The following is a 24,305-nucleotide window of genomic DNA, read 5'->3' as shown; positions in this document are numbered from 1 at the left end:
TGAGCCGGTCCGGGCCACACCGGACCGCGCACGGGAGGTAGTCATGCTCAGTCCGGGTTCCCGCGTCGAGGCGGTGGTCGCCGTCGAACCGACCGACTTCGTCGTCCACGAGCACCGTCTCCGCGATGTCTGCCTGCTGCCGGGCAGTGCCTTCTTCGACGTGGTCTGGCGGATGCTGGAGGCCCGGGGCCTCGACCCCGCGCGCGCGGTCCTCAGCAACGTGCTGTTCTCCGAGCCCGTCACCACCGCCGCCGGCATCGGCCGCGAGGTGCGCGTCGTGGTGGAGGCCGACGAGTACGGCAGGGCCGGGGTCCGCGCCACCAGCAGGCCGGTCGGCGAGACGGCGGCGAACACGGACTGGGTGGAGAACCTCCGCGCCGAACTCGACTGGACCGACCGGGCGCCCGCCGCGCTCGACCCGGCCGTCCGCTCCGCACCCGGAACCTACGGCGACATGACCGCCGTGTACGACCGGGCCCGCGCCCAGCAGGTGCACCACGGGCCCCGCATGGCCTGCGTGGGCACCGTCCGGCGCGGCCCCGACGGCCTGTTCGCGGAGATCGACCTCGGCGACCGGACCGGGGGCGAGGACTTCTACCTGCACCCGGCCCGCCTCGACGCGGCCACCCTGCTGGGCTTCTGCCAGGCGGCCGTGGAGGACGACCCGTTCGTCCCGATGTTCGTCAGCCGGTTCCGGGCCGTCCGGCCGCTGCGCGGACCGGCGCTGGTGCACGTACCGAGACCCGAACAGCTCACCGATTCCGGTGAGTTGCTCGGCAACGACATGTACGTCTACGGGCCCGACGGCGAACCCGTCGCCGAGATCGTCGGGTTCGCGTCGAAGCGGCTCCGGCCCGGCGCGCGCGTCACGGCGCCGCGGACCACCGACGCCGCCCCGGACCGCATTCCGCAGCCCGCGGCGGCGGCACGGCCCCGGACGCCGGCCGGGGAGCAGGCGGCCCGGGGCGCGGCGGCCGGCGGTGGTCTGGCGGACCGGGTCCGTGCGGTGATCGCCGAGCACCTGGGACGGCCCGCCGCCGAAGTCCCCACCGACGTGGGCTTCTACGAGCTCGGCCTGAACTCCGTCGACGTCCTGCGGGTCGGGGAACGGCTGGAGGAACTGGTCGGCACGACCCTCTACCCCACCCTGCTCTTCGAGCACACCACCGTCGAGGCGGTCGCCGCCTTCCTCGGCTCCGAGTTCGGCGACTCCCTCGCACCCGCGCCCGTCTCCACGGCCATCGAGGCCGGCACGGAGACGGTGGCGGTCGCGCCCCCGTCGGCGCGGGAGGCTCCCGAAGCGGGCGAGCTCAGCGCGTTCGAGCCGGTCTGGGTTCCGGCCCCGGCCCCCGAACCGGCCCCGGACGGCGGCGACCTCGTGGTGTTCGGCGCGGAACTGGCGGCCGCCCTGCGCGCCGCCCGCCCCGACCGCCGGGTGGTCCCCGTCGTCGCGGACGGCCCTGCCCCCGACGGCGGATACGTCGTCGACCAGAGCGACCGTGCCGCCCTGGGCGACCTCCTGCGCAAGATGGCCGCCGACGGGATCGAGCCGGCCGTGTTCGTCGACGCGACCAGCCCCGCGCCCGCCCCCTACCCCCGGCTGTGGGCGCTGGCCTGCGCCCTCGTCGACAGCCGCAGGCCCGGCCCGCACCGGCTGCTCGCGGTGCTCGGCCCCGACGCAGGACCGGAACACCTCGCGCTCGGGGCGCTGCTGCGGACCGTGAGCGCCGAGGTCCCCGCGCTGCGCTGCCGCGCCGTGTCCCTGGACACCGCGACACCCGACCCGGCGGCCGTGTTCGCGGAGGCCGACGACCTCACCACCGAGGCGGAGGTCCGGCACTCCGGCGGCCGCCGCCTGGTACGCCGCCACCGGCCCGTCCCGCTGGCGCCCGCCGGGCGGGCACCGGTGCGGCGCGGTGGCTCGTACCTCATCGCCGGAGCGGGCCGGATCGGCCTGCACGTCGCCGACTGGCTGGCCCGCGAGCACCGCGCCGACCTGACGCTGGCCGCCCGTGGCGAGGAGTCCCCCGAGATCGCCCGCCGCATCGCCGAGTGGCGGGAACTCGGCGTGACGGCGCGCTACGTCCGGGCCGACCTCACCCGCGCCGCCGACGTGACACGCCTGACCGACATCGCCCGGCGGGCGCACGGCCGCCTCGACGGGGTGTTCCACTGCGCCGGAGTGGTCGACGACGCGGTGTTCTTCCGCAAGCGGCCGGACCGGTCCGCCGCCGTGCTGGCCGCCAAGACCGAGGCGGTGGCCCTCCTCGACGCCGCCACGGCGGCCGACGACCTCGGGCTGTTCGTCGCGTTCTCCTCGCTCGCCGCCACCCTGCCCAGCCCCGGCCAGTGCGACTACGCCTACGCCAACGCGGCCCTGGCCGGCCTGATGCGCCGGCGCACCGGCCCCGGCCTCGGCCTCGCCGTCGAATGGCCGTACTGGGCGGACGGCGGGATGAGCGCCCCGGCCGAAGCGCTGCGCCACGACCGGGAGACCCACGGACTGGTGCCGATGCCGACCTCCGCCGGACTGCGCGCCCTCGGCGGCGCGCTGGCCTCCGGCGCGCCGCAGCTGCTGATCGGCTACGGGGAGCCGGCCCGGCTCCTGACCGCCCTCGGCGCGGCCCCCGACCCGGACCCCGCGGCGGTGGCCGTGGCGGAGCCCGTGGCGGAGGCCGTGGCGGAGGCCGTGGCGGGGGAGACGGCGTACACCGCCGTACGGGAACCCGAACCGGGCACCCGTGCGCACACGGACGCGGAGCCGGGCACGGACGCCATCGCCGTCGTCGGGCTCGCCGGACGCTATCCGCGGGCCGCCGACCCCGCAGAGTTCTGGCGCAACCTGCGCGCGGGACTCGACTGCGTCACCGAAGTGCCCGCCGACCGCTGGCCGCACGAGCGGTACTTCGACCCCCGGCCGAACACCCCGGGACGCACGTACGGCAAATGGGGCGGCTTCATCGACGGCGCCGACCGCTTCGACCGGGCCTTCTTCGGCATCTCCCGCCGCGAGGCGGAGCGGATGGACCCGCAGGAACGGTTGTTCCTCACCGCCGCCTGGCAGGCCTTCGAGGACGCCGGCTACCGGCCCGACCGGCTCGCGGACCGCGAGGCCGGGGTGTTCGTCGGTGTGATGTCCTCCCACTTCCAGCTCGTCGACGACGACCCCGGCCAGCCGCTGCCCCTCGCGCTCCACTCGTCGGTGGCCAACCGGGTCTCGTACCGGATGGACCTGCGGGGACCCAGCATCGCCGTCGACACCGCATGCTCGTCGTCGCTGACCGCGATCCACCTCGCCGTACGGGCCATCCGGGCCGGGGAGTGCGCCTGGGCGGTGGCCGGCGGGGTCAACGTCATGCCGCACCCGGAGAAGTACCTGCAACTGGCCGCCGGACAGTGGCTGTCGCGCGACGGACGCTGCCGCAGCTTCGGCGCGGGCGGCACCGGCTACGTACCCGGGGAGGGAGTCGGCGCCCTGGTGCTCAAGCCGCTCGCCGCCGCCCGCGCCGACGGCGACCACGTGTACGGGGTCATCCGCGGCTCCCGCCTGGGCCACGGCGGGCGCGCCAGCGGCTTCACCGTCCCCAATCCCGCGGCGCAGACCGCGGTGGTGACCGGCGCGCTGACCGCCGCAGGGGTCGACCCCACCACCATCGGCTACATCGAGGCCCACGGCACCGGCACCTCCCTCGGCGACCCGATCGAGGTGCAGGGGCTGCGGGACGCCTTCGCCGGGGTCGACACCACCTGCGCGCTCGGCTCGGTCAAGTCGGTCATCGGCCACCTGGAGAGCGCCGCCGGAGTGGCCGCGGTGACCAAGGTGCTGCTGCAACTGCGGCACCGCACCCTCGTCCCCACCCTGCACTGCGAGGAGGTGAACCCGGCGCTGCGCCTCGACGACAGCCCCTTCCGGCTCCAGCGCACCACCGAGCCGTGGCCCGCCGGGCCGGCCGGGGTGCGGCGCGCGGGCGTCAGCTCGTTCGGAGCGGGCGGCTCCAACGCCCACCTGATCCTGGAGGAGGCCGAACCCCTGCCGCCGGCCGCCGAACCGGCCGGGCCCGCCGTGCTGGTGCTGTCCGCCGAGGACGACGACCAGCTCGCCCGGGTCGCAGGCGACCTGCTCGCCGTCCTCGAACAGGACGGCGGCGCGGTACGCCGTGAACTGGCCGGACTGCTGGGCGTACGGCCCGAGGACGTGCCCACCACCGTGCCGCTGCGCGACATGGGCCTGGAACTCGTCGACCTCGACCTGCTCGCCGCCTCCGCCGGGCTGCGCGCCGACGAACTGGCCCGGCGCACCCTGGAAGACCTGGCGCCGGCCGATGGCGAGACGCGGCTGCACGACATCGCGTACACCTGCCAGGTCGGCCGGACCCCGCGCGCCCACCGGCTGGCGGTCGTCGCCGAGGACGCGGCCGCCGCCCGCCGGGCGCTGGGGGCCTACCTCGCGGGCGAGACCCCGCCGGCGGGCGCCTACTGGGGGCGGCCCGGGGGCACGGCCGCGGCGCCCGATCCCGGGGTGTTGGCCGACGCGGTGCGCGAGCGGCGCTGGGAGTGGCTGGCCGAGGCCTGGACCGCCGGGGCGGAGGTGCCGTGGCACCTCGGCCACCCGGCGGGGCTGCGACGCGTACCGCTGCCGCCGTATCCGTTCCGCGGCGAACGCTGCTGGCCGGGGCTGTGGCGCGCGGAGACGGCCGCGGCCGCGCCGACGCCGACGCCGGCCACGCCGGTCGCGGCCCCTGCCGTCGTCGCCGTCCAGGACCCGGAACCGGAACCGGACCCGGAACCCGATCAGGACCAGCCGGCCTGCGAGGTGCGCCGGCTGCCGGACGGCATCCTGCTGATCACCCTGGGCCGCAGCACGTTCACGGACGAGCTGCTCGAAGGGTTCCGGGCCGCCATGACGGAGGCCACCGCCGACCCGTCGGTGTCGTGCGTGGTGATCACCGGCAGCGGTGACGTCTTCAGCATGGGCGCCACCCCCGAGGCGATGGCCCGACTGGCCGCCAAACAGGGCACGTTCGCCGACGTGTCCTTCCTGCACGAGCTCGTCCTCGGCTGCGACAAGCCGGTCATCAGCGCGGTCCAGGGGCATGCGAGCGGCGGCGGAATGGTGTTCGGGCTGTACGCCGACATCGTGGTCCTGGCGCAGGAGGCGCGGTACGGCGCGCCGTTCCTCAGCTTCGGGTTCACCCCCGGCGCGGGCGCCACCTTCTTCGTCGAGCGCAAGCTCGGCACCACCGTCGCCGAGGAACTCTTCTACACCGGCCGCACCCTGACCGGCGCGCAACTACGCGCCCGGGGCGCCTCGGTGGACGTACGCCCGCGCGCGGAAGTCCTGACCGCCGCGCTGGGCCACGCCCAGTCCGTCGCCCGCCAGTCGCGTGCCGCCGCCTCCGAACTCAAACGGGAGCTGGCAGGCCGCACCTTTGCCGCCTTGTCCGACGTGATCGAACGGGAATTGCGCATGCATGAGCGAGTGCTGGGCGGCGAGGCCGTCGAACGCGTACACATCCGCCTGGGCCACGAGCCCCCCACGCCGGCGCCGGTCGCACCGGTCGCACCCGCGGGGGTTGAGGGGATGCCGGGTGGGGCTGCGTTTGCCGGGGATACGGCGGCGGAGACCGTGCCGGTTGCGGCTCACGCCACTCCGTCTGCCGGGACCGTTCCCCCTGCGACCGACCCGACGGGGGCCGCGCCCCTCGCGGCCGCGTTTGCCGGGACCGTGCCGGGAGTAGCCGCGCCGGTTGCCGCCGCGTCGCCTGCAGCACCGCCCGCCGCGGCCGTGCCCCCTGCGCCCGCGCCCCTCGCGGCGGCGCCTGCCGGGGCCGTGCCGGTTGCCGCTGCGTCGCCTGCCGCACCGCCTGCCGCGGCCGTGCTCACTACGGCCGATCGTGTGGGGGCCGTGCCCTTCACCGCCGCCGCCACTGCCGCGCCGCTCGCGGCTGCGCCTGGCGGGGCCGTGCCGGGCGGAGCCGTGCCGGTCGCCGCTGCGCCGCATGCCGCACCGTCTGCTGGGGCCGTGCCCTTCATCGCCGCTGCTCCCACGCCCGCGCCGCTCGCGGCTGCGCCTGGCGGGGCCGTGCCGGTCGCGCCTGCGCCGGTTGACGGCCTGGCGGGCGAGGCCGCGCCGCTCGCGGCTGCGCCTGCCGGAGCGATGCCTTCTGCGGCCACGCCGGGTGAGGCCGTGCCCGTTGCGGCTGCGCCTGCGGCGGTCGTCGCCCATGGTGCGGGCGCGCCTTCCGGGGCCGTGCAGGCCGCCGCTGCCGTGCCGGCCGGGCCCACTGGTGACGACCTGCGCGACGAAGTCCTCGCGGTCGTGGCGGCGCAGCTCTACCTGTCGCCCCACGAGGTCGACACCCGGCAGACGTTCTCCGACATGGGGCTCGACTCCATCGGCGCCGTCGAGGTCACCAACATCCTCGCCACCCGCCTCGGGGTGCACCTGGAGTCGGTGCTCGTCTACGAGCGGCCGACCGTCCCCGAACTGGCCGATGCGGTGGCCGAGGCCGTACGGCACACCCGGGCGATCGCCGAGGCCGCCGTCGCCCCACGGCCTACGGCGCCGGAGCCCGTGGCTCCCGCCCCGCCGCCGGTTGTGACACCGCGCCCCGCAGCCCCGGCGGGTGCGCAGCCGCTCGTCCTGCGCGGGGTCGCCCCGGACCGGCAAGCCTCCTCGGCGCCACGCCCCGTATCTCCGCTGGCCGCCCCCGCCCCGGCTTCCGTTTCCGCTCCGGTTTCCGAGCCCACACCGGCTTCCGTTCCCGCCCCGGCCATTCCCGTTTCCGCTCCCGAGCCCGTCCCGGTGCCCGCCCACGCCCTGGCCCAAGGGCCCGCCCAGGCCCCGGCCTCCGTATCCGTCCCGGTCCCGGCCTCCGTCCCCGTCCCGGGGTCGGTCGTGGCTCCGGCTCAGGCCTCGGCTCCAGCTCCCGCGGCTGCCCCGATGCAGGCACAGGCCCCAGCGTTCGCCCCGGCGCCGGCCTGGGCCCCGGCTTCAGCCCCTGAGCTCCTTTCGGCGTCCGCCCCGGCCCCGGCCCCGGCCCCGGCTCCGGCCCCGGCTCCGGCTCCGGCCCCGGCTCCGGCCCCGGCTCCGGCCCCGGCCCCGGCCTCCCTCCCCGTCCCGGGGTCGGCTGCGGCTCCGGTGCAGGCCCAGGCTCCCGCGTCCGCCCCGATGCCGGCACAGGCCCCAGCGTTCGCCCCGGCGCCGGCCTGGGCCCCGGCTCCAGCCCCTGAGCTCCTTTCGGCGTCCGCCCAGGCCCCGGCCTCCGTCCCCGTCCCGGGGTCGGTCGTGGCTCCGGCCCAGGCCTCGGCTCCAGCTCCCGCGCCGACGCAGATACAGCCCCCTGCGTTCGCCCCGGCCCCGGCGTGGGCCCCGGCTTCAGCCCCTGAGTTCGTCTCGGCGTCCGCCCAGGCTCCCGCCCCGGCTCCGGGACCGATGCCCGCCGCCGCCACGGCTCCGAGCCGCGCTCCGGCTCCGGCTCCGGCCTCGGCTCCGGCCCCCGCCCAGGGGCCCGCCGCCGCCCAGGGCCCGGCCGCCGCCAAAGGCTTCGCAGAGGGGCGGGGTGACGTGGGGGCCGTTGCCGTGATCGGGATGTCCGGGCAGTTTCCGAACGCGCCTACGTTGGACGCGTTCTGGGGGGACCTCGCCGCCGGGCGGCGGCTCACCGGGGAGGTGCCGGCCGAGCGGTGGGACGTCGCCGCCCACTACGACCCCGCGGGGCGCCCCGGTACCACCACGAGCAAGTGGGCCGGGTCCCTCACCGACATCGACCGCTTCGACGCCCCCTTCTTCCGCATGTCCCCGCTGGAGGCGGAGGACATGGACCCCGAGCAGCGGCTGTTCCTCACCGAGGCCTGGCGGGCCCTGGAGGACGCGGGCTACGCGATCGGCCCCGACGAACCCCTCGCCTGCGGCGTCTTCGTGGGCTGTACCCAGAGCGACTACCGCCACGTCCGCCGCGCCGCCGGCCGTCACGACACCGCGCACAGCTTCCTCGGCGGCGCCCCCTCCGTGCTGGCCGCCCGGGTCTCGTACTTCCTCAACCTGACCGGCCCGACCGCCGCCGTGGACAGCGCCTGTTCCTCCTCGCTGCTCGCCGTCCACCTCGCCTGCCAGAGCATCCTGAGCGGCGACAGCGAGATGGCGATCGCCGGCGGGGTCGCCCTGATGCTGGGCCCCGAGATCCACGTGCAGACCAGCGCCGCCGGCATCCTGTCGCCGACCGGCCGCAGCGCGCCCTTCGACGCCACCGCCGACGGCATCGTGCTCGGCGAGGGCGTCGGCGCCGTGGTGCTCAAGCCCCTGGCCCGGGCGCTGGCCGACGGCGACCACGTCCACGGCGTCATCCGGGCCGGCGGCGCCAACGGCGACGGCCGCAGCAACGGCATCGCCGCGCCCAGCGGACGCGCGCAGGCCGACCTGCTCACCCGCGTCTGGCAGCGGGCCGGAGTCACCCCGGACCAGATCGGCCTGATCGAGGCGCACGGCACCGGCACCCCGCTGGGCGACCCGATCGAGGCCAAGGCGCTCGCCGAGGCGTTCACCCGGGCCGGCGCGGCCCCCGAGTCCTGCGTGATCGGCTCCGTCAAGGGCAACATCGGCCACACCACCATGGCGGCGGGCATCGCCAGCCTGCTCAAGGTGCTGCTGGCGCTCCGCCACCGGCAGCTCCCGCCGACGGCCGGGTTCACCTCGCCCAACCCCCGGCTCGACCTCGACACCGGCCCGTTCCACGTGCTGACCGAGCTCCAGGACTGGCCGTCACGCCCGAGCGGCCGCATCGCCACCGTGAGCAGCTTCGGCGTGAGCGGTACGAACTGCCACCTGGTCGTCTCCGAGGCCCCGCGGCGGCCGCGGCACACCACCTCGCGCGCCTTCGTCGTCCCGGTCTCGGCCCGGACGCCCGGAGAGCTCGGCGCGCAGCTCACCGCCCTCGCCGAGGCCGTGCCGGGCGCGGGTGAACTCGCCGACGTGGCCTACACCCTGAGCGTCGGCCGCCGCCACCACCAGGCGCGCGCCGTCTTCCTCGCACGCACCCCGGAGGGTCTCGCCGCCGCGTTGCGGGCCGCGGTCGCGGGCGCGCCCGCCGACCTCGCGGACGCCACCCCAGAGCAGCGCCGGCTCGCCGAGGAGTACCTCGCCGGCGGCCGCCCCGACCTCGGCGCGCAGTTCCGGGACGTCGAGGCGCGCCGCACCCCGCTGCCGCCGCACCCGCTGCGCGGCACCCGGCACTGGCCCACCCCGGCCCCCGCGCCCACCCCGGCCCCCGAGCCCGCGGTGGCTCCCGCGCCCACCCCGGCGGCCGGGCCCGCGCTCACCTGGTGGATCGCCCCCGACGCCTGGCAGGTCGCCGACCACCGCGTCGGGGACACCCCGGTGCTGCCCGGCACCGGCGCCCTCGCGCTCGCCGCCGCCCTGGCCGGTGACGAAGGGCCGCTGGAGATGACCGGGGTGCGCTGGCTCCGGCCGCTGCGCACCGACACCGCCAAGGAGGTCCTGGTCGAGCGGGACGGCGAGCGCTTCACGCTCCGCTGCGCCGGCGTCGACCACGCCACCGGTACGGTACGGCCCGCCACCGAGCCCGCCGCGACACTGCCCGTCGAGGACATCGCCCGGCGATGTACCACCGGGCACCGCTCGGGCGCGGAGCTGTACGCCCGGTTCACGGCCGCCGGTCTGCACTACGGCCCGGCCTTCCAGGTCGTCGAAGAGCTGTGGGCGGGCGAGGGCGAGGCGCTCGGCCGCCTGACCGGCTCGCGGCGGCCCGGCTGGAGCGCCCTCGTCGACGTGGCCGCACTCGACGGCGCGATCCAGGTCGCCGCCGCCCTGGCCGGCGAGGGGGAGCTGCTGATGCCGTTCGCCGCCGCCCGGGTACTGCTCCGTCCCGCCGCCGGCCCCCCGGCCTGGGCGCACGTCAGCCGCACCCCCGACGGCCTCCTCACCGTCCGCCTCGCCGGGGCGGACGGCCGCGAGCAGGCCCGTATCGAAGGCCTCGCCGCCCGCCCGGCCCGCTCCGACGGGCCGCCGGCCGGACAGCCGGCCGAACCGGCGGTCTCCGTACTTCTGCCCCGCTGGACACCGGTGGGCGAGGAGGAACCGCCGCCCGTACGGGGCGGCCGGACCCTGGTGCTCCACACGGACGACGCCCAGCCGCTGGCCCGCGAGCTCGCGGCCCGCCGCGGCGCCGAATGCCTGCCGCTGGCCGCCGGACCGGAGCGGCTGTCGCGCCCCGACGTGGACGCCGTCTACCTGGTGGCCACGGGCGGCGCGCAACCGGACGCCGCTCCCGGCGCCGATCCCGACGCCGACCCCACCGTGGCCCAGGTGTTCGAGTGCGTACGGATCCTGGCGCGCGGCCCCGCCGCCGGCCGGGCCCTGCGCCTGACCGCCGTACTCGACGGGGTGCTGCCCGCCGACGGCAGCCCCGTCACCCGCCCGCTCCGCGCGGGCGTCCTCGGCGTCCTGCGCGCCGCCGGAGCCGAACACCCCCACTGGGAGACCGGCGGCCTCGACCTCGGCGGCGCCGGCGCCGACGCGGTGCTGAGCGCACCAGCCGGCCACCCCGTGCTGGCGCTGCGCGACGGGCGGTGGCTCACCCAGGTCTTCGAACCCGCCGCACCTGACGGCCCCGGCGCACCTGACGGCCCCGCCGCCCCCGGTGGCCCCGGCACGCCCTGGCGCACCCGCGGCGTCCACCTGATCGCGGGCGGGGCCGGCGGCATCGGCTTCGAGCTGAGCCTCCACCTGGCCCGCCACACCGCCGCCGACGTGGTGTGGCTGGGCCGCCGCCCCGCCGACGCCGCCATCACCGAACGGCTGGCCGCCGTCGAGGCCGCCGGTGGCCGCGCCCGGTACGTGCGGGGCGATGTCGCCGTCCCCGCCGACGTCAAGGCCGCCCTCGCCGTCGCCCACGCCGAATTCGGCCCGGTGACCTGCGCCGTGCACGCGGCCCTCGAACTGCGGGACCGCACGATGGCGTTCGCCGGCCCCGACGACCTGCGCGCCGCCCTGCACGCCAAGGTGCGCGGCGTACGCGTGCTGCACGAGGCCCTGCGCGACGAACCCCTCGACCACTTCGTCCTGTTCTCCTCGGCCGCCTCCGCCATCGACTCGCCCGGCCAGGCCGCGTACGCCGCCGCGAGCGCCGCCGAGGACGCCCTCGGCCAGGCGCTGCACACCGCGGGCCCGGTCCCCGTCACCGTCGTCAACTGGGGTTACTGGGGCAGCGTCGGGGTCGTGGCCGACCCGGTGCGCGCCCGCGCCATGGCCGACGCCGGCGTGGGCTCGATCGAGCCCGCCGACGGGTTCGCCGCCCTGCGCGCGATCCTCACCGCCCGCGTCCCGCAGGCCCTCGTCGCCCGCGCCACTCCCGAGGCCCTGCGCGGCCTCGGCGTACGGGTGCGGGAGAGCGCCGACAGCACACTCGAAACGCTGGCCGGCGCGCTCCTCGCCGCCGAACTGACCACCGCCGGCGTGCTCCCCGGAGCCGGTGGGCGCACCACCCTCGCGGCGATGGCCGAGCGGCTCGGCGTGGTCCCCGCCCGGCGGCGGCTCCTCGACGCCCTGCCGGAGATCCTCGAACGCGCCGGCGCGCTGCGCCGCGAGGGCCCGGACCTCATCGGCACCGGGCCGGTCCCGGTCCCGGTCCCGCTCCCCGCGCACTCCGCGACCGGGGCCGAGGAAGAGCTGCTGAGGCGGTGCGTGGCCGCGCTGCCCGACGTACTGGCAGGACGCCGCAACCCGCTGGACGTCCTGTTCCCCGGCGGCTCCACCGCACTGCTGACCCGGTTCTACGAGGGCGGCGCCGCCGAACGCGCCGCCAACCGCGCCCTCGCCGAGCAGGTGCGCCGCCGGGTCGACGCGCGCGGCCCCGGCACCCGGGTGCTGGAGATCGGCGCGGGCACCGGCGCCACCACCCGGGTCGTACTCGCCGCCCTGGCCGGTGCCGGGCCCGTCGAGTACGTCTTCACGGACCTGTCGCCCACCTTCCTGCGGCAGGGTGAGGAGGCGCTACGGGCACACCTGCCGGCCTCGGTCACCCTGCGCGGCGCCCGGTTCGACGCCGAGAGCGACCCCGCCGCCCAGGGCTTCGGCGCGGACCACGACGTGGTCGTCGCCGCGGGCGTCCTGCACGGCACCTCGGACGTGACCGCGGCGCTGCGCCACGCGGCCGCGCTCCTGCGCCCCGGCGGCCTGCTCCTGGTGCACGAGACCACCGGCCGTTCCGACTACCTGACCCTCACCTTCGGCCTCACCGAAGGCTGGTGGCGCTACCAGGACCCCGGCCTGCGGCTGCCGCACTCCCCGCTGCTCGCCCCCGACAGCTGGCGTACGGTCGCCGGGCGCGCCGGACTCACCGACGTCGAGGTGCGCGCCGACGTGGCGCCGGGTACGACGGGCCCCTGCCTGATCACGGCCGGACGGGCGGCGGCCACCGGGCCCCGGCCGGTCGCGGCCCCGGCCGGCGCCGCCCGCCACTACGTGCGCTCGGTGTTCGCCGAAGTGCTGCGGCACGACCCGGAGAACCTCGGCGACCACGCCCCCTTCGACGAGTTCGGCATCGACTCACTCGTCAGCCTCTCCCTCGTGTCCCGGTTCGAGACCGATCTCGGTCCGCTGCCCTCCACCCTGCTGTTCGAGCACCTGACCATCGCCGCGCTCGCCGACCACCTGCGCGCCGAGCACGGGGAACGGCTGGCGGCGGCCACCGCCCCGGCCGGGGCGGCGCCGTGGCCGGAGGCGGTCCCCACGGTCTCCGCCGACGCCCCGCCCCCGGCCGCGACCGCGACGGCGACCGCAACGACGACCGCGACCGTCGTACCGGCCGGGGCACCCGAGGGACCGGCCGTACGTCCCGAAGACATCGCGATCATCGGTGTCAGCGGCCGCTACCCCGGCGCGCCGGACCTGGACGCCTTCTGGCGGCTGCTGTCCTCCGGGGAACACGCCGTCACCGAGGTCCCGGCCGACCGGTTCGCCTGGCGCGAGCTGTACGACCCCAGGCCGGGCACCCCGAACCGCCTCTACACCGCCAACGGCGGCTTCATCGACGGCGTCGACCGGTTCGACCCCGGCTTCTTCGGCATCCTCGCCCGGGACGCCGTCAAGATCGACCCGCAGGAGCGGCTGTTCCTGGAGACCTGCTGGGACCTGCTCGAACAGACCGGCAACCTCGGCGCCCGCGCCACCGGGCGCACCGGAGTCTTCGCCGGCGCCATGTACGGCACGTACGGCCAGCTCGGCGCGACCGCGTGGCCGCAGGGCGAACTGACCGGAGCGCACTCCTCGTACTGGTCGATCGCCAACCGGGTGTCCTACCTGCTGGACCTCTCCGGGCCCAGTTACGCGGTGGACTCCGCCTGCTCGTCCTCGCTGACGGCGCTGCACCTGGCCTGCGACAGCCTGCGGCGCGGCGAATGCGACACGGCGATCGCCGGCGGCGTGAACGTGATCATCCACCCGGCGCACTTCGTCTCGCTCTGCTCGCTGACGATGCTCTCGCCGACCGGGCAGTGCCGGGTGTTCGACGCCGAGGCCGACGGGTTCGTACCCGGTGAAGGGGCGGGCGCGGTGCTGCTGAAGCCGCTGAGCCGCGCGATCGCCGACGGGGACGACATCTGGGCGGTGGTCAAGGGCAGCGCGGTCAACGCGGGGGGCCGCACCTCCGGTTACACGGTGCCGAACCCGAACGCCCAGGCCGCCGTGATCACAAGGGCCCTCGCGCAGGCCGGTGTCGACCCCGCCACCATCGACTACGTCGAGGCGCACGGCACCGGCACGGCGCTGGGCGACCCCATCGAACTGGCCGCGCTGCGCCGGGTGTTCGACAGCCCTCGTACCGGCGCGGACGTCACCGACGGCGCCGACCGCGCCGACGGGGGACGCGCGGTGGCGGTGGGCTCGGTGAAGGCCAACGTCGGGCATCTGGAGGCGGCGGCCGGGATCGCCGGTCTCACCAAGGTCCTCCTGCAGTTCCGCCACGGCGCCCTCGCCCCCTGCGCCAACCTGAACACGGTCAACCCCCGTATCGACCTAGGCGACCGGCTGGAGCTGCCGAGGGAACTGCGCCGCTGGGAGGCGGGGGCGCGGCCGCGCCGGGCCGGCGTGAGCTCGTTCGGCGCCGGCGGCGCCAACGCGCACGTGGTGCTGGAGGAGTACCGGCCCGCCGTACCGCCGCGCGCCCTGCCGCCGGGCGGCGACCAGCTGTTCACGCTGTCGGCGCGCTCGCCCGAACTGCTCGCCCGGTACGCCGGCGAGGTCGCGGCCGCCCTGACCGCACCGACCGCCGCGGGCGCCGGGCTGAGCGAACTCGCCTACACCAGCCAGGTCGGACGCCCCGAGTTCCGGGCCCGTGTCGCCGTGCTCTGCGGCAGCGTGCCGGAGCTGGCCGAGCGGCTGACCGCGTTCTCCCGGGGCGAGAGCGCGCCGGGCGTGTGGCAGCAGGCCGATGCCAAGCCCGCCGAGGAGGACGCCGGGAACGGCCTCGGGACCGCCGCGTCGTGGGCCGAGACGGCCGCGCGCTGGGTCGGGGGCGCGTCCGTCGACTGGGCGGCGCACTGGCCGGAGCCGCCGCGCTTGGCCGCCTTCCCCGGGCACCCGCAGCAGCGCCGCCGGATCTGGTGGCAGCCCGCCACGCCCGTGTCCCTCACGACCGTCTCCGCCCCGGTCGCCGTCCCCGAGTCCGTGACGGTGTCCCTGGACGTCCTCGGCGAGGCGATCCGAGGGCACCACGTCGGCGGCCGGCGGATCCTGCCCGGCGCCGCCGTGCCCGAGCTCGTCCGTACGGCCCTTCCCGGGCTCTGCGGCGCCGCCACCCGGTTCGGCGGCCTGACCTGGCACCGTCCGCTGGACCTCGACCGCACGGCCGAGGTACGGGTCGTCGCGGGCGACCACCGTCCCGGTGAGCCGGTCCCGTTCACCCTCACCGACCCCGACGGGGTGGTCCACGCGACGGGCACCGTCGAGGCACTGACCGGCACCGCGCTCCCGTCCGCCGCCGCGCCCGCCCCCGAGCAGGTCGGCGCGCCCGTGGCGCCCGCCGTGGTCTACGCCCGCCTCGGCGCCGGCGGCGTCCGGCACGGCAGCGGCTTGCAGGTGCTCCAGTCGCTGTGGGCCGGCCCGGGGGAGTGTCTGGCCGACCTGGCCGCACCGCCCGCCGCCCCCGGCGTGCTCCTCGACCCGGTCGTCCTCGACGGCGCCCTCCAGGCGCTCGCGGTCCTCGACGACACCACCGGCTACCTGCCCACCGCCTTCGCCGAACTGACCGCAGGCCGTCCGCTCCCGGCCCGCTGCCGGGTGCACGCCCGCGACGTCACCGCTCCCGGCACCACCGGCTCGCGCACCGTCGACCTGGACGTGTTCGACGGCGCCGAGCACGTCCTCGCCCTGCGCGGGCTGACATTGACCGCCGTCGGCGCGCCCGCGGCGCGACCGGCCGCCGACCGGGAGGAGGAGCCGGTGGAGCCGGCCGTGACGATCCGGCACCGGCGGCCGCGCTGGCAGCCCGCCGGGCCGCCGGAGCCCGGCCGCCGTCCGGTCCACCGCGTCCTGCTGCACTGCGAGGACCAGGGCCTGCGGACCGCCCTGGCCGCCGAACTCGACCGACGCGGCATCGCGAGCGACACCGGCTCCGCGAGCGACACCGGCTCCGGGAGCGACACCGGCTCGGGGAGCGACGGCGCGACCGACGCCGTCCTGCACCTGTGCCTTGCCGCCGAACCCGACCTGGCCGCGCAGCTGCACGACGGCTTCGACTCCGCCCTGCGACTGGCGACGCGCCACCTCGGCGAGGGCCGCGACGTGCTGCGGATGCTGGTGGCACACCACAGCGACGCGCTCACCGGGCAGGCCCGTCCCGCGTACGCCGCCACCGGCGCGCTGCTGCGCACCCTCGCGCTGGAGCACAGCGGCTTCTCCGGGGTGAACGTCCGCGTCGACGGTGCCCCCTCGGGGCTGGCCCGGCTGCTCGTGGACGAACTCCTCGGCGGGGCGGCGGGCGAGGTCCGCCTCGCCCCCGCGGGCCGGCAGGTCCGGGCGTACGAGGAGTACGAGCCCGCGCCCGCCGCCGCACCGGCTCCCGCCGGGGGCTCGGCGCGGACCTTCCTGATCACCGGCGGCGCCGGCCGGATCGGCACGACGATCGCCGCCCATCTGGCCGGGCGCGGCCCCGTCAACCTCGTCCTGTGCGGCCGCCGGGCCGCCGACGACACCGTCGAGGAGGCCCGGCGGGAACTCTCCGCGACGGGCGCGCAGGTGACGTACCGGCAGTGCGACGTCAGCGACCGGCGGCAGGTGGACGCGCTCGTCGCGGAGATCCGGGAGCGGTTCGGCGCCCTGCACGGCATCGTGCACGCCGCCGGTGTCACCCGTGACTCCCGCGCGGTGCGCAAGACCCGCCGGGAGATCGCCGAGGTCCTCGCCCCGAAGGTGTGGGGCGCGGTCCACCTGGACGCGGCCACCCGGCACGAACCCCTCGAATTCCTGGCCCTGTTCTCGTCCGTGGCCGCCACCACGGGCAACCTGGGCCAGGCCGACTACGCCTTCGCCAACGCCTTCCTCGACGCGTTCGCCGAGGAACGGGCCGCGCTGCACACCGCCGGGCGGCGGCCCGGCCGGACGGTCTCGATCGGCTGGCCGCTCTGGGCGAACGGCGGGATGCCGGTCCACGAGGCCAGCCGCACCCTGATGGCGCAGCACACCGGCATGGTGCCGCTGCCGGACGCGGACGCGGTGCGCGCCTTCGACGCGTTCCTGACCGGCGCGGAGACCTGCCCCGGAGTCGTCGCGTACCAGCCCGGGTTCACACCGCGCGCAGCCCCTGCGGTGACCGGCGAGGACACCCCGGTCGCCGACCGGATCCGGGCCGTCGAGCGGGACCTGCGCTCCCTCGCCGCCGGATTCCTGATGGTGTCCGACGAGGACGTGGACACCGCCACAGACCTGATGGAGCTGGGCTTCGACTCGATCTCGCTGACCGAGCTGATCACCCGGATCAACGCCCGCTACGGCCTCGACCTGCTCCCGACGGTGCTGTTCGAGACCCCGACCCTGGAAGCCCTGGCGATCCGCCTCGCGAACGACCACCCCCAAGCCGGCCGCCCCCCGACCCCGCAGCCGTCCGCCCCCCGCAACCAGACCCCGGCCCTGGCTCCGGCTCCGGCTTCGGCCCCGGTCCCGGCTCTGACTCCGACCTCGGCCCCGACCTCGGCCCCGGCCTCGGTGCCGGCCTCGGCCCCGGCCCCGGCCCCGGCCCCGGCCTCGGCCTCGACCTCGGCCCCGGCCCCGGCCTCGACCTCGACCCCGGCCTCGGTGCCGGTCGCCGGGGTCGGGGTGCCCGTCGCCGTCATCGGGATGGCCGGGCGGTTCCCCGGTGCCGATGACCTGGCCGCGCTCTGGCGGGTCGTATCGGAGGGGGAGGACCGGGTGGGTCCCGTACCCGCCGACCGCGCCGAGCTCCTCGCCGACCCCGGCATGCGCGACGTCCGCGCCGGATTCCTGGAGCGGGTCGCCGAGTTCGACGCGGCCGCCTTCGGGATCTCCCCCCGCGAGGCCGGCTTCATGGACCCGCAGCAGCGCCAGTTCCTGGAAGTGACCTGGCAGGCCCTGTACGACGCCGGCCGCCGCCCCGGCGAGCTGGCCGGCTCCGCCACCGGGGTGTTCGTCGGTGTGGCCACCGGCGACTACAACGAGCTGATGGCCGCGCACGGCGGCGCCCCCGAGGCGCACATGGCCACCGGCGTCGCGCACGCCGTCCTCGCCAACCGCGTCTCGCACCTCCTCGACCTGCGCGGCCCCAGCGAGGCGATCGACACCGCCTGCTCCAGCTCCCTCGTCGCCGTCCACCACGCGGTCCGCGCGCTCCAGCACGGTGACTGCGAGCTGGCCGTCGCCGGCGGCGTCAACCTCACCCTGAGCCCCGCCCTCTACACCACCTTCGACCGCGCGGGGATGCTCAGCGCCCGCGGCCGCTGCGCCGCCTTCGACGACTCCGCCGACGGCTACGTCCGCGGCGAGGGCGTCGGAGCCGTCGTGCTCAAACCCCTGGACCGGGCGCTGGCGGACGGCGACCCCGTTCAGGCCGTCATCCTCGGCAGCGCGGTCAACCACACCGGGCGGACGCCCTCACTGACCGCCCCCAACCCCCAGTCCCAGGCGGAGGTGATCGTCGAGGCCGTCCGGGCCGCCGGGATCGACCCGCGGACCATCGGCTTCGTCCAGGCCCACGGCACCGGCACCCCGCTCGGCGACCCGGTCGAGATCGAGGGACTCAAGCAGGCCTTCGCCCGGCTGTACGAGGACCACGACCTGCCCGCGCCGGCCGAGCCGCACCTCGCCGTCGGCACCGTCAAGGCCAACATCGGACACCTGGAGGCGGCGGCCGGGATCGCCGGCCTGCTCACCACCGTGCTCGCCATGCGGCACGGCCTGATCCCGCCCCACCCGCACCTGCGCGAGCCCAACCGCTACCTGCGCCTGGACGGCACCCCGCTGACCCTGGCGCACGAGGCCCGCGCCTGGGAGCCGACGGCGGACGAGTCCGGGCGGCCGGTACGGCGCGCCGGAGTCAGCTCGTTCGGCTTCGGCGGCTCCAACGCCCACGTGGTGCTCCAGACCGGGGGAGCGGCCCCGGCCCGGCGGCCCGCCGCGCGGGGGCCCCTCGTGGTGCCGCTGTCGGCCCGCGACGGGGCGGCGCTGGCGGACTACCGCCTCCGGCTCGCCGACGCCCTCGACGCGCTGCCGGACGCCGGCCTCGACCAGGTCGCGTACACCTTGCAGGTCGGCCGGGAGGAACTCCCGCACCGGTTCGCCGTGGTGGCCGCCGACCGGACGCGGCTCGTCGCCGCGCTGCGCGGCACGGACCAGGGCGGCGTGCACCTCGGCGACGGGACCGCCCGGCCGGGCGGCGAGGCTTCGCCCGTCACTCCGGAGGAACTCGCCGCCGCGTGGTGCGCCGGCCGTTCCGTCGGCTGGGCCGGTCTGTGGTCCGCCGCCCCGGGCCGGATCCCGCTGCCCGGACCCGGCTTCACGCGGACCGCGTACTGGTACCCCCGCGCCGCAGCCCCCGCGGTCGTCCGGCCCGCGCCGGCGGGCTCGGAGCGGACGGCGGACGGCCGGGTCCGGCTGGCGCCCGTACGCCGTTACGAGTCGCCGCGGCTCCCCGCGCCGGCCGCGGCGCCGCAGGCGTCTCCCGCCGCCCCGGCGCAGCCGGTGGCCGAGGTCGCCTCCGCGCCGGGGACCGGCGTGACCCTGGCGGACCTGCGCGAACGGGTCGCCGGGACGCTGGGGCTGCCCGTGGCGGAGATCGGTGACCAGGACTCGCTGACCGGGCTCGGCCTCGACTCGATCATGCGCGTCGAACTCGTCCGCTGGCTGCACGAGAGCCATGGCGTCACCGTGCCGACCAGCGAGCTCTACGAGCACGACACGCTGGCCGCCCTGGCCCGCCACCTCGAAACGGCCGCGGCCGCCGAACCGGAGACCGCCGCCCCACCGGACACCGCCGCCGAACCGGAGGCCTCTGCCCCGGATCCGGCCGCCGTGGTGCGCGAGGCCGTCGAGCGCGCCGTACGCACCGATCTGGGTCCGGACGGCAGGTTCACCGACGGGGCGCTCAGCTCCCTCGACATGGTGCGGGCGGTGCGGGCCCTGGAGACGGTGCTGGGCACCCTGCCCAAGACGCTCCTGTTCGACCAGCCCGACTGCACCGCCCTGGCCGCCCACCTCACCGAGCGCTTCGGCGCCGAGGCCGTGGCCCGGCTCGCCGACGCGACCGCGCCCGCCGCCCCGGCGGCCGCCGCGCCGTCCTCGAAGGCCGCCGCCGCGCCCGCCGCGTCGGCCGCCCCCGCCGCCCCCGCCGGATCCGGCGCGCTGGTCGTGGCGCGCGAGGAACTGGCCGGTCACCCAGGCCTGCTCGACCTGGTCCGGGACGTCGAGGAGCGCCACGGCATGGAGTCCGGCCTGGCCGGCCTGAGCATCGCGCCCCTGCTCTTCTTCCCGTCGACCCGCGACGCCTACCTGGCGATCGGCCGTACCGGTGACTCGGTGCTGGTGTGGCGCTACACCGGAGCGCCGGAGCGGTTCGCCGACGCGGCCGGCGAACTGCTGTCCCACTGCGCCGAGAACGGGCTCAAGCTCAACCTGCTGTCCACGGAGCCCCTCGCCGAGCTGACCGGCACGCCGATGCTGGCCACCGCGTTCGGTGTCGTGCAGCGGCTGGAGGACCTGGCGTCGTTCACCCTCGCCGGCGGCCGCCGGAGCAAACTGCGCTACCTGGTGAAGAAGTTCGGCCGGCACGGTGACAACCGGGTCGAGGAGTACGTCAGCGGCTCGGACCCCGCCACCGACGCGGCGATCGTCGATCTCGTCGACCGCTGGTCGGAGGGCAAGGAGATGGTGAACGCCTACGTCGCCGAGGCCCGCGAACTGATCCGGGAGGGCCGGCTGCCCGACCGCAACCGGATCTTCCTGACCTACCGCGACGGGCGGCTGCTCAGCGCCATCGTGCTGGCCGCGCTGCCCGCCGAGAACGGCTACCTGCTCGACGTGGAGTTCTACCCGGGGGACATGCCGCTCGGCGGACTGGAGTACGGGCTGGTCGAGATCATCGGACGGCTCGCCGCCGAGGGGGTCGACGTGCTCAGCTTCGGCGGCAGCTTCGGCGTCGAGGTGACCACCACCGCGAACCCGGCGCAGGACGTGCGGCAGGCGCTCGCCGAACTGCGCTCCGTCGGCATCTTCGACGAGGGCAACTACCGGTTCAAGAAGAAGTTCGGGCCCGTCGAGGTGCCGCTGTACCTGTGCCAGCCGGCCGCGGACCGCACCGACGCCCTCGACCTGATCATGATGATCGCCAACGCCCCCGAGTCCGGGGCGGCGGCCGGCACCCCCGCCGCCGCGACCTCGGCGACCTCGGCGACACCGGTCACACCGGCCACGCCCGCGACCGGTCGCGAGGCGGTGCTGGTCCGCGCCGGGCACAACCCGGTGCTGCTCGACCACACGGAGGTGGAGTTCGACCTGCTCACCGACTCGTGGTTCGAGCGCACCGACTCCTTCGTGACCGACCGGATGGCCGCGCTGGCCACCGAGGTCGCGGATCCGGGCGCCGCCCCCGTCGCGCTCCCCGGCTGGCTGCCGCTGCCGCACGCGTCGTGGACCGCCTCCGGCCGCTCCGCCGAGCTGCGGCTGTGCCGGTCGTGGCCCGGCCGCCGGGGTGTGGTCCTGCACAACGACCTCTTCCCGACCTGGCAGTTCGCGCTCGCCGAGGCCGGCCTGCGGGCCGTCCGGATCCCCCGCGAGGACGACGCCCCGACGGCCGACGCCCCCGCGACCGGCGACGGACGGCTCGCCGGGCTCGCGGCCCTGCTCGACGAGCACGGCGACGCGGTGTCGTTCGTCTGCCTGGAGCTGAGCACCAACGCCGCGGGCGGTCTCCCGCTGTCCCTCGGGGCGCTCCGCGCCACGGCCCGTACCCTGCGCGAACGCGGTGTGCCGCTGGTGCTGGACGCCACCCGGGTGGTGGACAACGCCCTGGCGGTCGCCGAGGCGGAGGGCGCCGACCTGTGGCGGACCGTCCGCGACCTGCTGGACACCGCCGACGCGGTGACGGTGAGCCTGTCGAAGAACTTCGCCGTCGGCATGGGCGGGCTGGTCGCCACCCGCCAGGGCGACCTGGCCGAACGCCTCGCCGAGGACGAGGACGCCTACGGCCGTCAGCTCGGCCGCCAGCAACAGGCCGTCCTCGCAGCCGCGTTGGCGGACACTCCGCTGATCGGCGACCTGGTCCGGCGCCGCGCCGAGCAGGTCCGCACCCTGCACCAGCGGCTCGTCAAGGCCGGTGCCCCGGTGTACGGAGGGCCGGGCGCCCACTGCGTCCTGCTCGACCCGCGCCGCGACGAGGCCTTCGCCGGCCTGACGCATCCCGCGCCGGCCCTGCTCGCCCGGCTCTACCGGGAGACCGGGGTGCGCGGCGCCCCGCACGTGGGCGACGACCCGGCGGGCCTGGTCCGCCTCGCGGTGCCGATCGGCCTGTCCGACCCGGACGCCCAGACGCTCGCCGACCGGCTCTGCGACTGCTTCGCCCACCGCACCGGTGTGGTGGACCTGCTGCCGACCGGGCCGGCGGCCACGCCGATGGCCCTGGCCCGCGCCCGGTTCGAACCGGTGGAGCGGATCCCCGAGGACGTCCGGGCCGCGCTCGCCGAGGGCTACGAACGGGCGGGGGAGAACATGGCGGTGCTCACCGAGCACGTCCCGGCCGTCCGGCGGCACCTGGTCGAGCTGGAGGACGCCACCGTGGAGGCCTTCGTCCACGGCATCGGCCCGACGCTGCTGCTGGCGCACCCGTTCAACATCGGGGCCGGCATGTTCGCCCGCCAGTTCGCCGCCCTGGGCGCGGACCACCGGCTCGTGGTCCTGCACCACCCCGGGGTGGGGGCCACCCGCACCGGCGGCGCCCTGTCCCTCGACCACATCGTCGACCTGTACACGGCCACCCTGACCCGGCTCGGCATCGACGGACCGGTGCACCTGGTCGGCGCGTCCTGGGGCGCGCTGGTCGCCGAGACCTTCGCCCTGCGCCACCCCGGCCGCAGCGCGTCCCTGACCACCGTCGGAGGCTCGTACCGGTACGCCAACCGGGTCGGCGAGGTGAACCGGCTGGAGGTCATCGTGGCCGAGGACATGGCCGCCGTGGCCGCCGCCACCGGCGACGGCGCGCGACTGCCGGGCCGCGCGGCGGAACTGCTGCGCTGCGAGAGCATGGACGCCTACGTGGGCCTGTCGTACCTGGACCTGTTCGCCGGCGAACCGGACCTGTTGCGCCGGCTGCCGGAACTGACCGGCATGCCCACCGCGGTGATCCACGGCCGCCTGGACTCCGTGGTGCCCCTGGACACCGCCCAGCGCCTGGCCGCCGCCCTGCCCGGCGCCCGGTACGAGGAGCTGGCGGACGCCGGCCACTTCCCCTGCGTGACCCACGCCGACGACGTCAGCCGTGTCCTGGGGGAGGTCGTCGCGGCGGCCACCGCCGACCGGCCCACCGAGGAGACAGCATGAACAGCGGACCCGTCACGGTGGGCGTCGAGGCGCTCGACGTCTACGGCGGCAGCGCCTGGATCAGCGCCGACGACCTGGCCGAGGGCCGCGGCCTGGACCGGGCCAGGGTCAAGAACCTGATGCTGTCGGGCCGTTCGGTGGCACTGCCCTTCGAGGACCCGGTCACCCACGCGGTGAACGCCGCCAAGGGGCTCCTGGACGACCTGGACCCGGCCGTCCGCGACCGGATCGAGGTCGTGCTGGTGGCGACCGAGTCCGGCGTCGACTACAGCAAGTCGATCGCCTCGTACGTACACCGCCACCTCGAACTTCCCGAGCGGTGCCGGCTGCTGGAGGTCAAGCAGGCCTGCTACGCGGCCACGGCGGCCCTGCAACTGGCCGCCGGATACCTCGCCTCCGGGGCCTCGCCGGGCGCCCGCGTCCTGCTGATCGCCACCGACGTGGGGCTCGCCGACGAGCGCGCCGAATACGCCGAACTGGCCACCGGCAGCGGCGCGGTGGCCCTGCTGCTCAGCGAACGGCCCGACGTCCTCGCACTGGACCTGGGCGCCTTCGGCCTGCACAGCTTCGAGACGATGGACACCGCGCGGCCCGGCCCGGACACCGAGTTCGCCGACGCCGACCTCTCGCTCGTGGCCTACCTGGAGTGCACCGTCCGCAGCTTCGCCGACTACGCCCGCCGGGTCGCCGACGTACGCCTCGACGAGACCTTCGACCACCTGGTCTTCCACACCCCGTTCGCCGGCATGGTGCGGGCCGCGCACCGGCGGGCCATGCGCGAGTTCACCGGACTCGACCCGGCCGCCACCGCCGCCGACTTCACCCGCCGGGTGGAACCGGGCCTGCGCTACCCGGCGCAGGTCGGCAACCTCTTCTCCGGCTCCCTCTACCTGGCGCTCGCCAGTCTGGTGGACGAACTGCCCGTGGCGGCGCGCGAGTCCAGGGTGGGCCTCTTCTCGTACGGGTCGGGCTGCTCGTCGGAGTTCCTCAGCGGCACCCTGGGCGAAGCGGCCCGCGACACCGTGGCCGCCCGGAAGATCGGCCCCCGGCTGGCCGCCCGCCGCCGGCTCGGCTTCGCCGAGTACCGCGAACTGCTCCCGTACGGCCAGGCCTGCCTGCTGCCCCGCCGCCACCTCACCCTCGACCCGCACCCCGAGTGGCGGCCCGCCGCCGGGGGCCGCGCGCCCCTGCTCGCCCTGCGGGGCATCGACGACTACCACCGACGCTACGACTGGATCTGACCGCAAGG

General features: G+C 76.7%; 2 protein-coding genes. Both read left to right on the top strand.

From position 1 onward, the window contains the following. The first annotated feature begins 43 nt into the window (after positions 1-43). Positions 44-23,056: an SDR family NAD(P)-dependent oxidoreductase gene (locus EES41_RS04070; protein WP_123075721.1), complete on the top strand. Its 23,013-nt coding sequence runs from the start codon at positions 44-46 to the stop codon at positions 23,054-23,056. Beyond that, complete coding sequence (locus EES41_RS04065; RefSeq protein ID WP_123075719.1) at positions 23,053-24,297, top strand: hydroxymethylglutaryl-CoA synthase family protein; 1,245 nt, start codon at positions 23,053-23,055, stop codon at positions 24,295-24,297. The genes EES41_RS04070 and EES41_RS04065 overlap by 4 nt, the downstream gene beginning before the upstream one ends. Positions 24,298-24,305 lie beyond the last annotated feature (8 nt).

The sequence above is a fragment of the Streptomyces sp. ADI95-16 genome, from assembly GCF_003721495.1.
Taxonomy (GTDB): domain Bacteria; phylum Actinomycetota; class Actinomycetes; order Streptomycetales; family Streptomycetaceae; genus Streptomyces; species Streptomyces goshikiensis.
The sequence above is the reverse complement of the archived record's forward strand: the minus strand, read 5'-3'. Positions and strand labels throughout refer to the sequence as shown.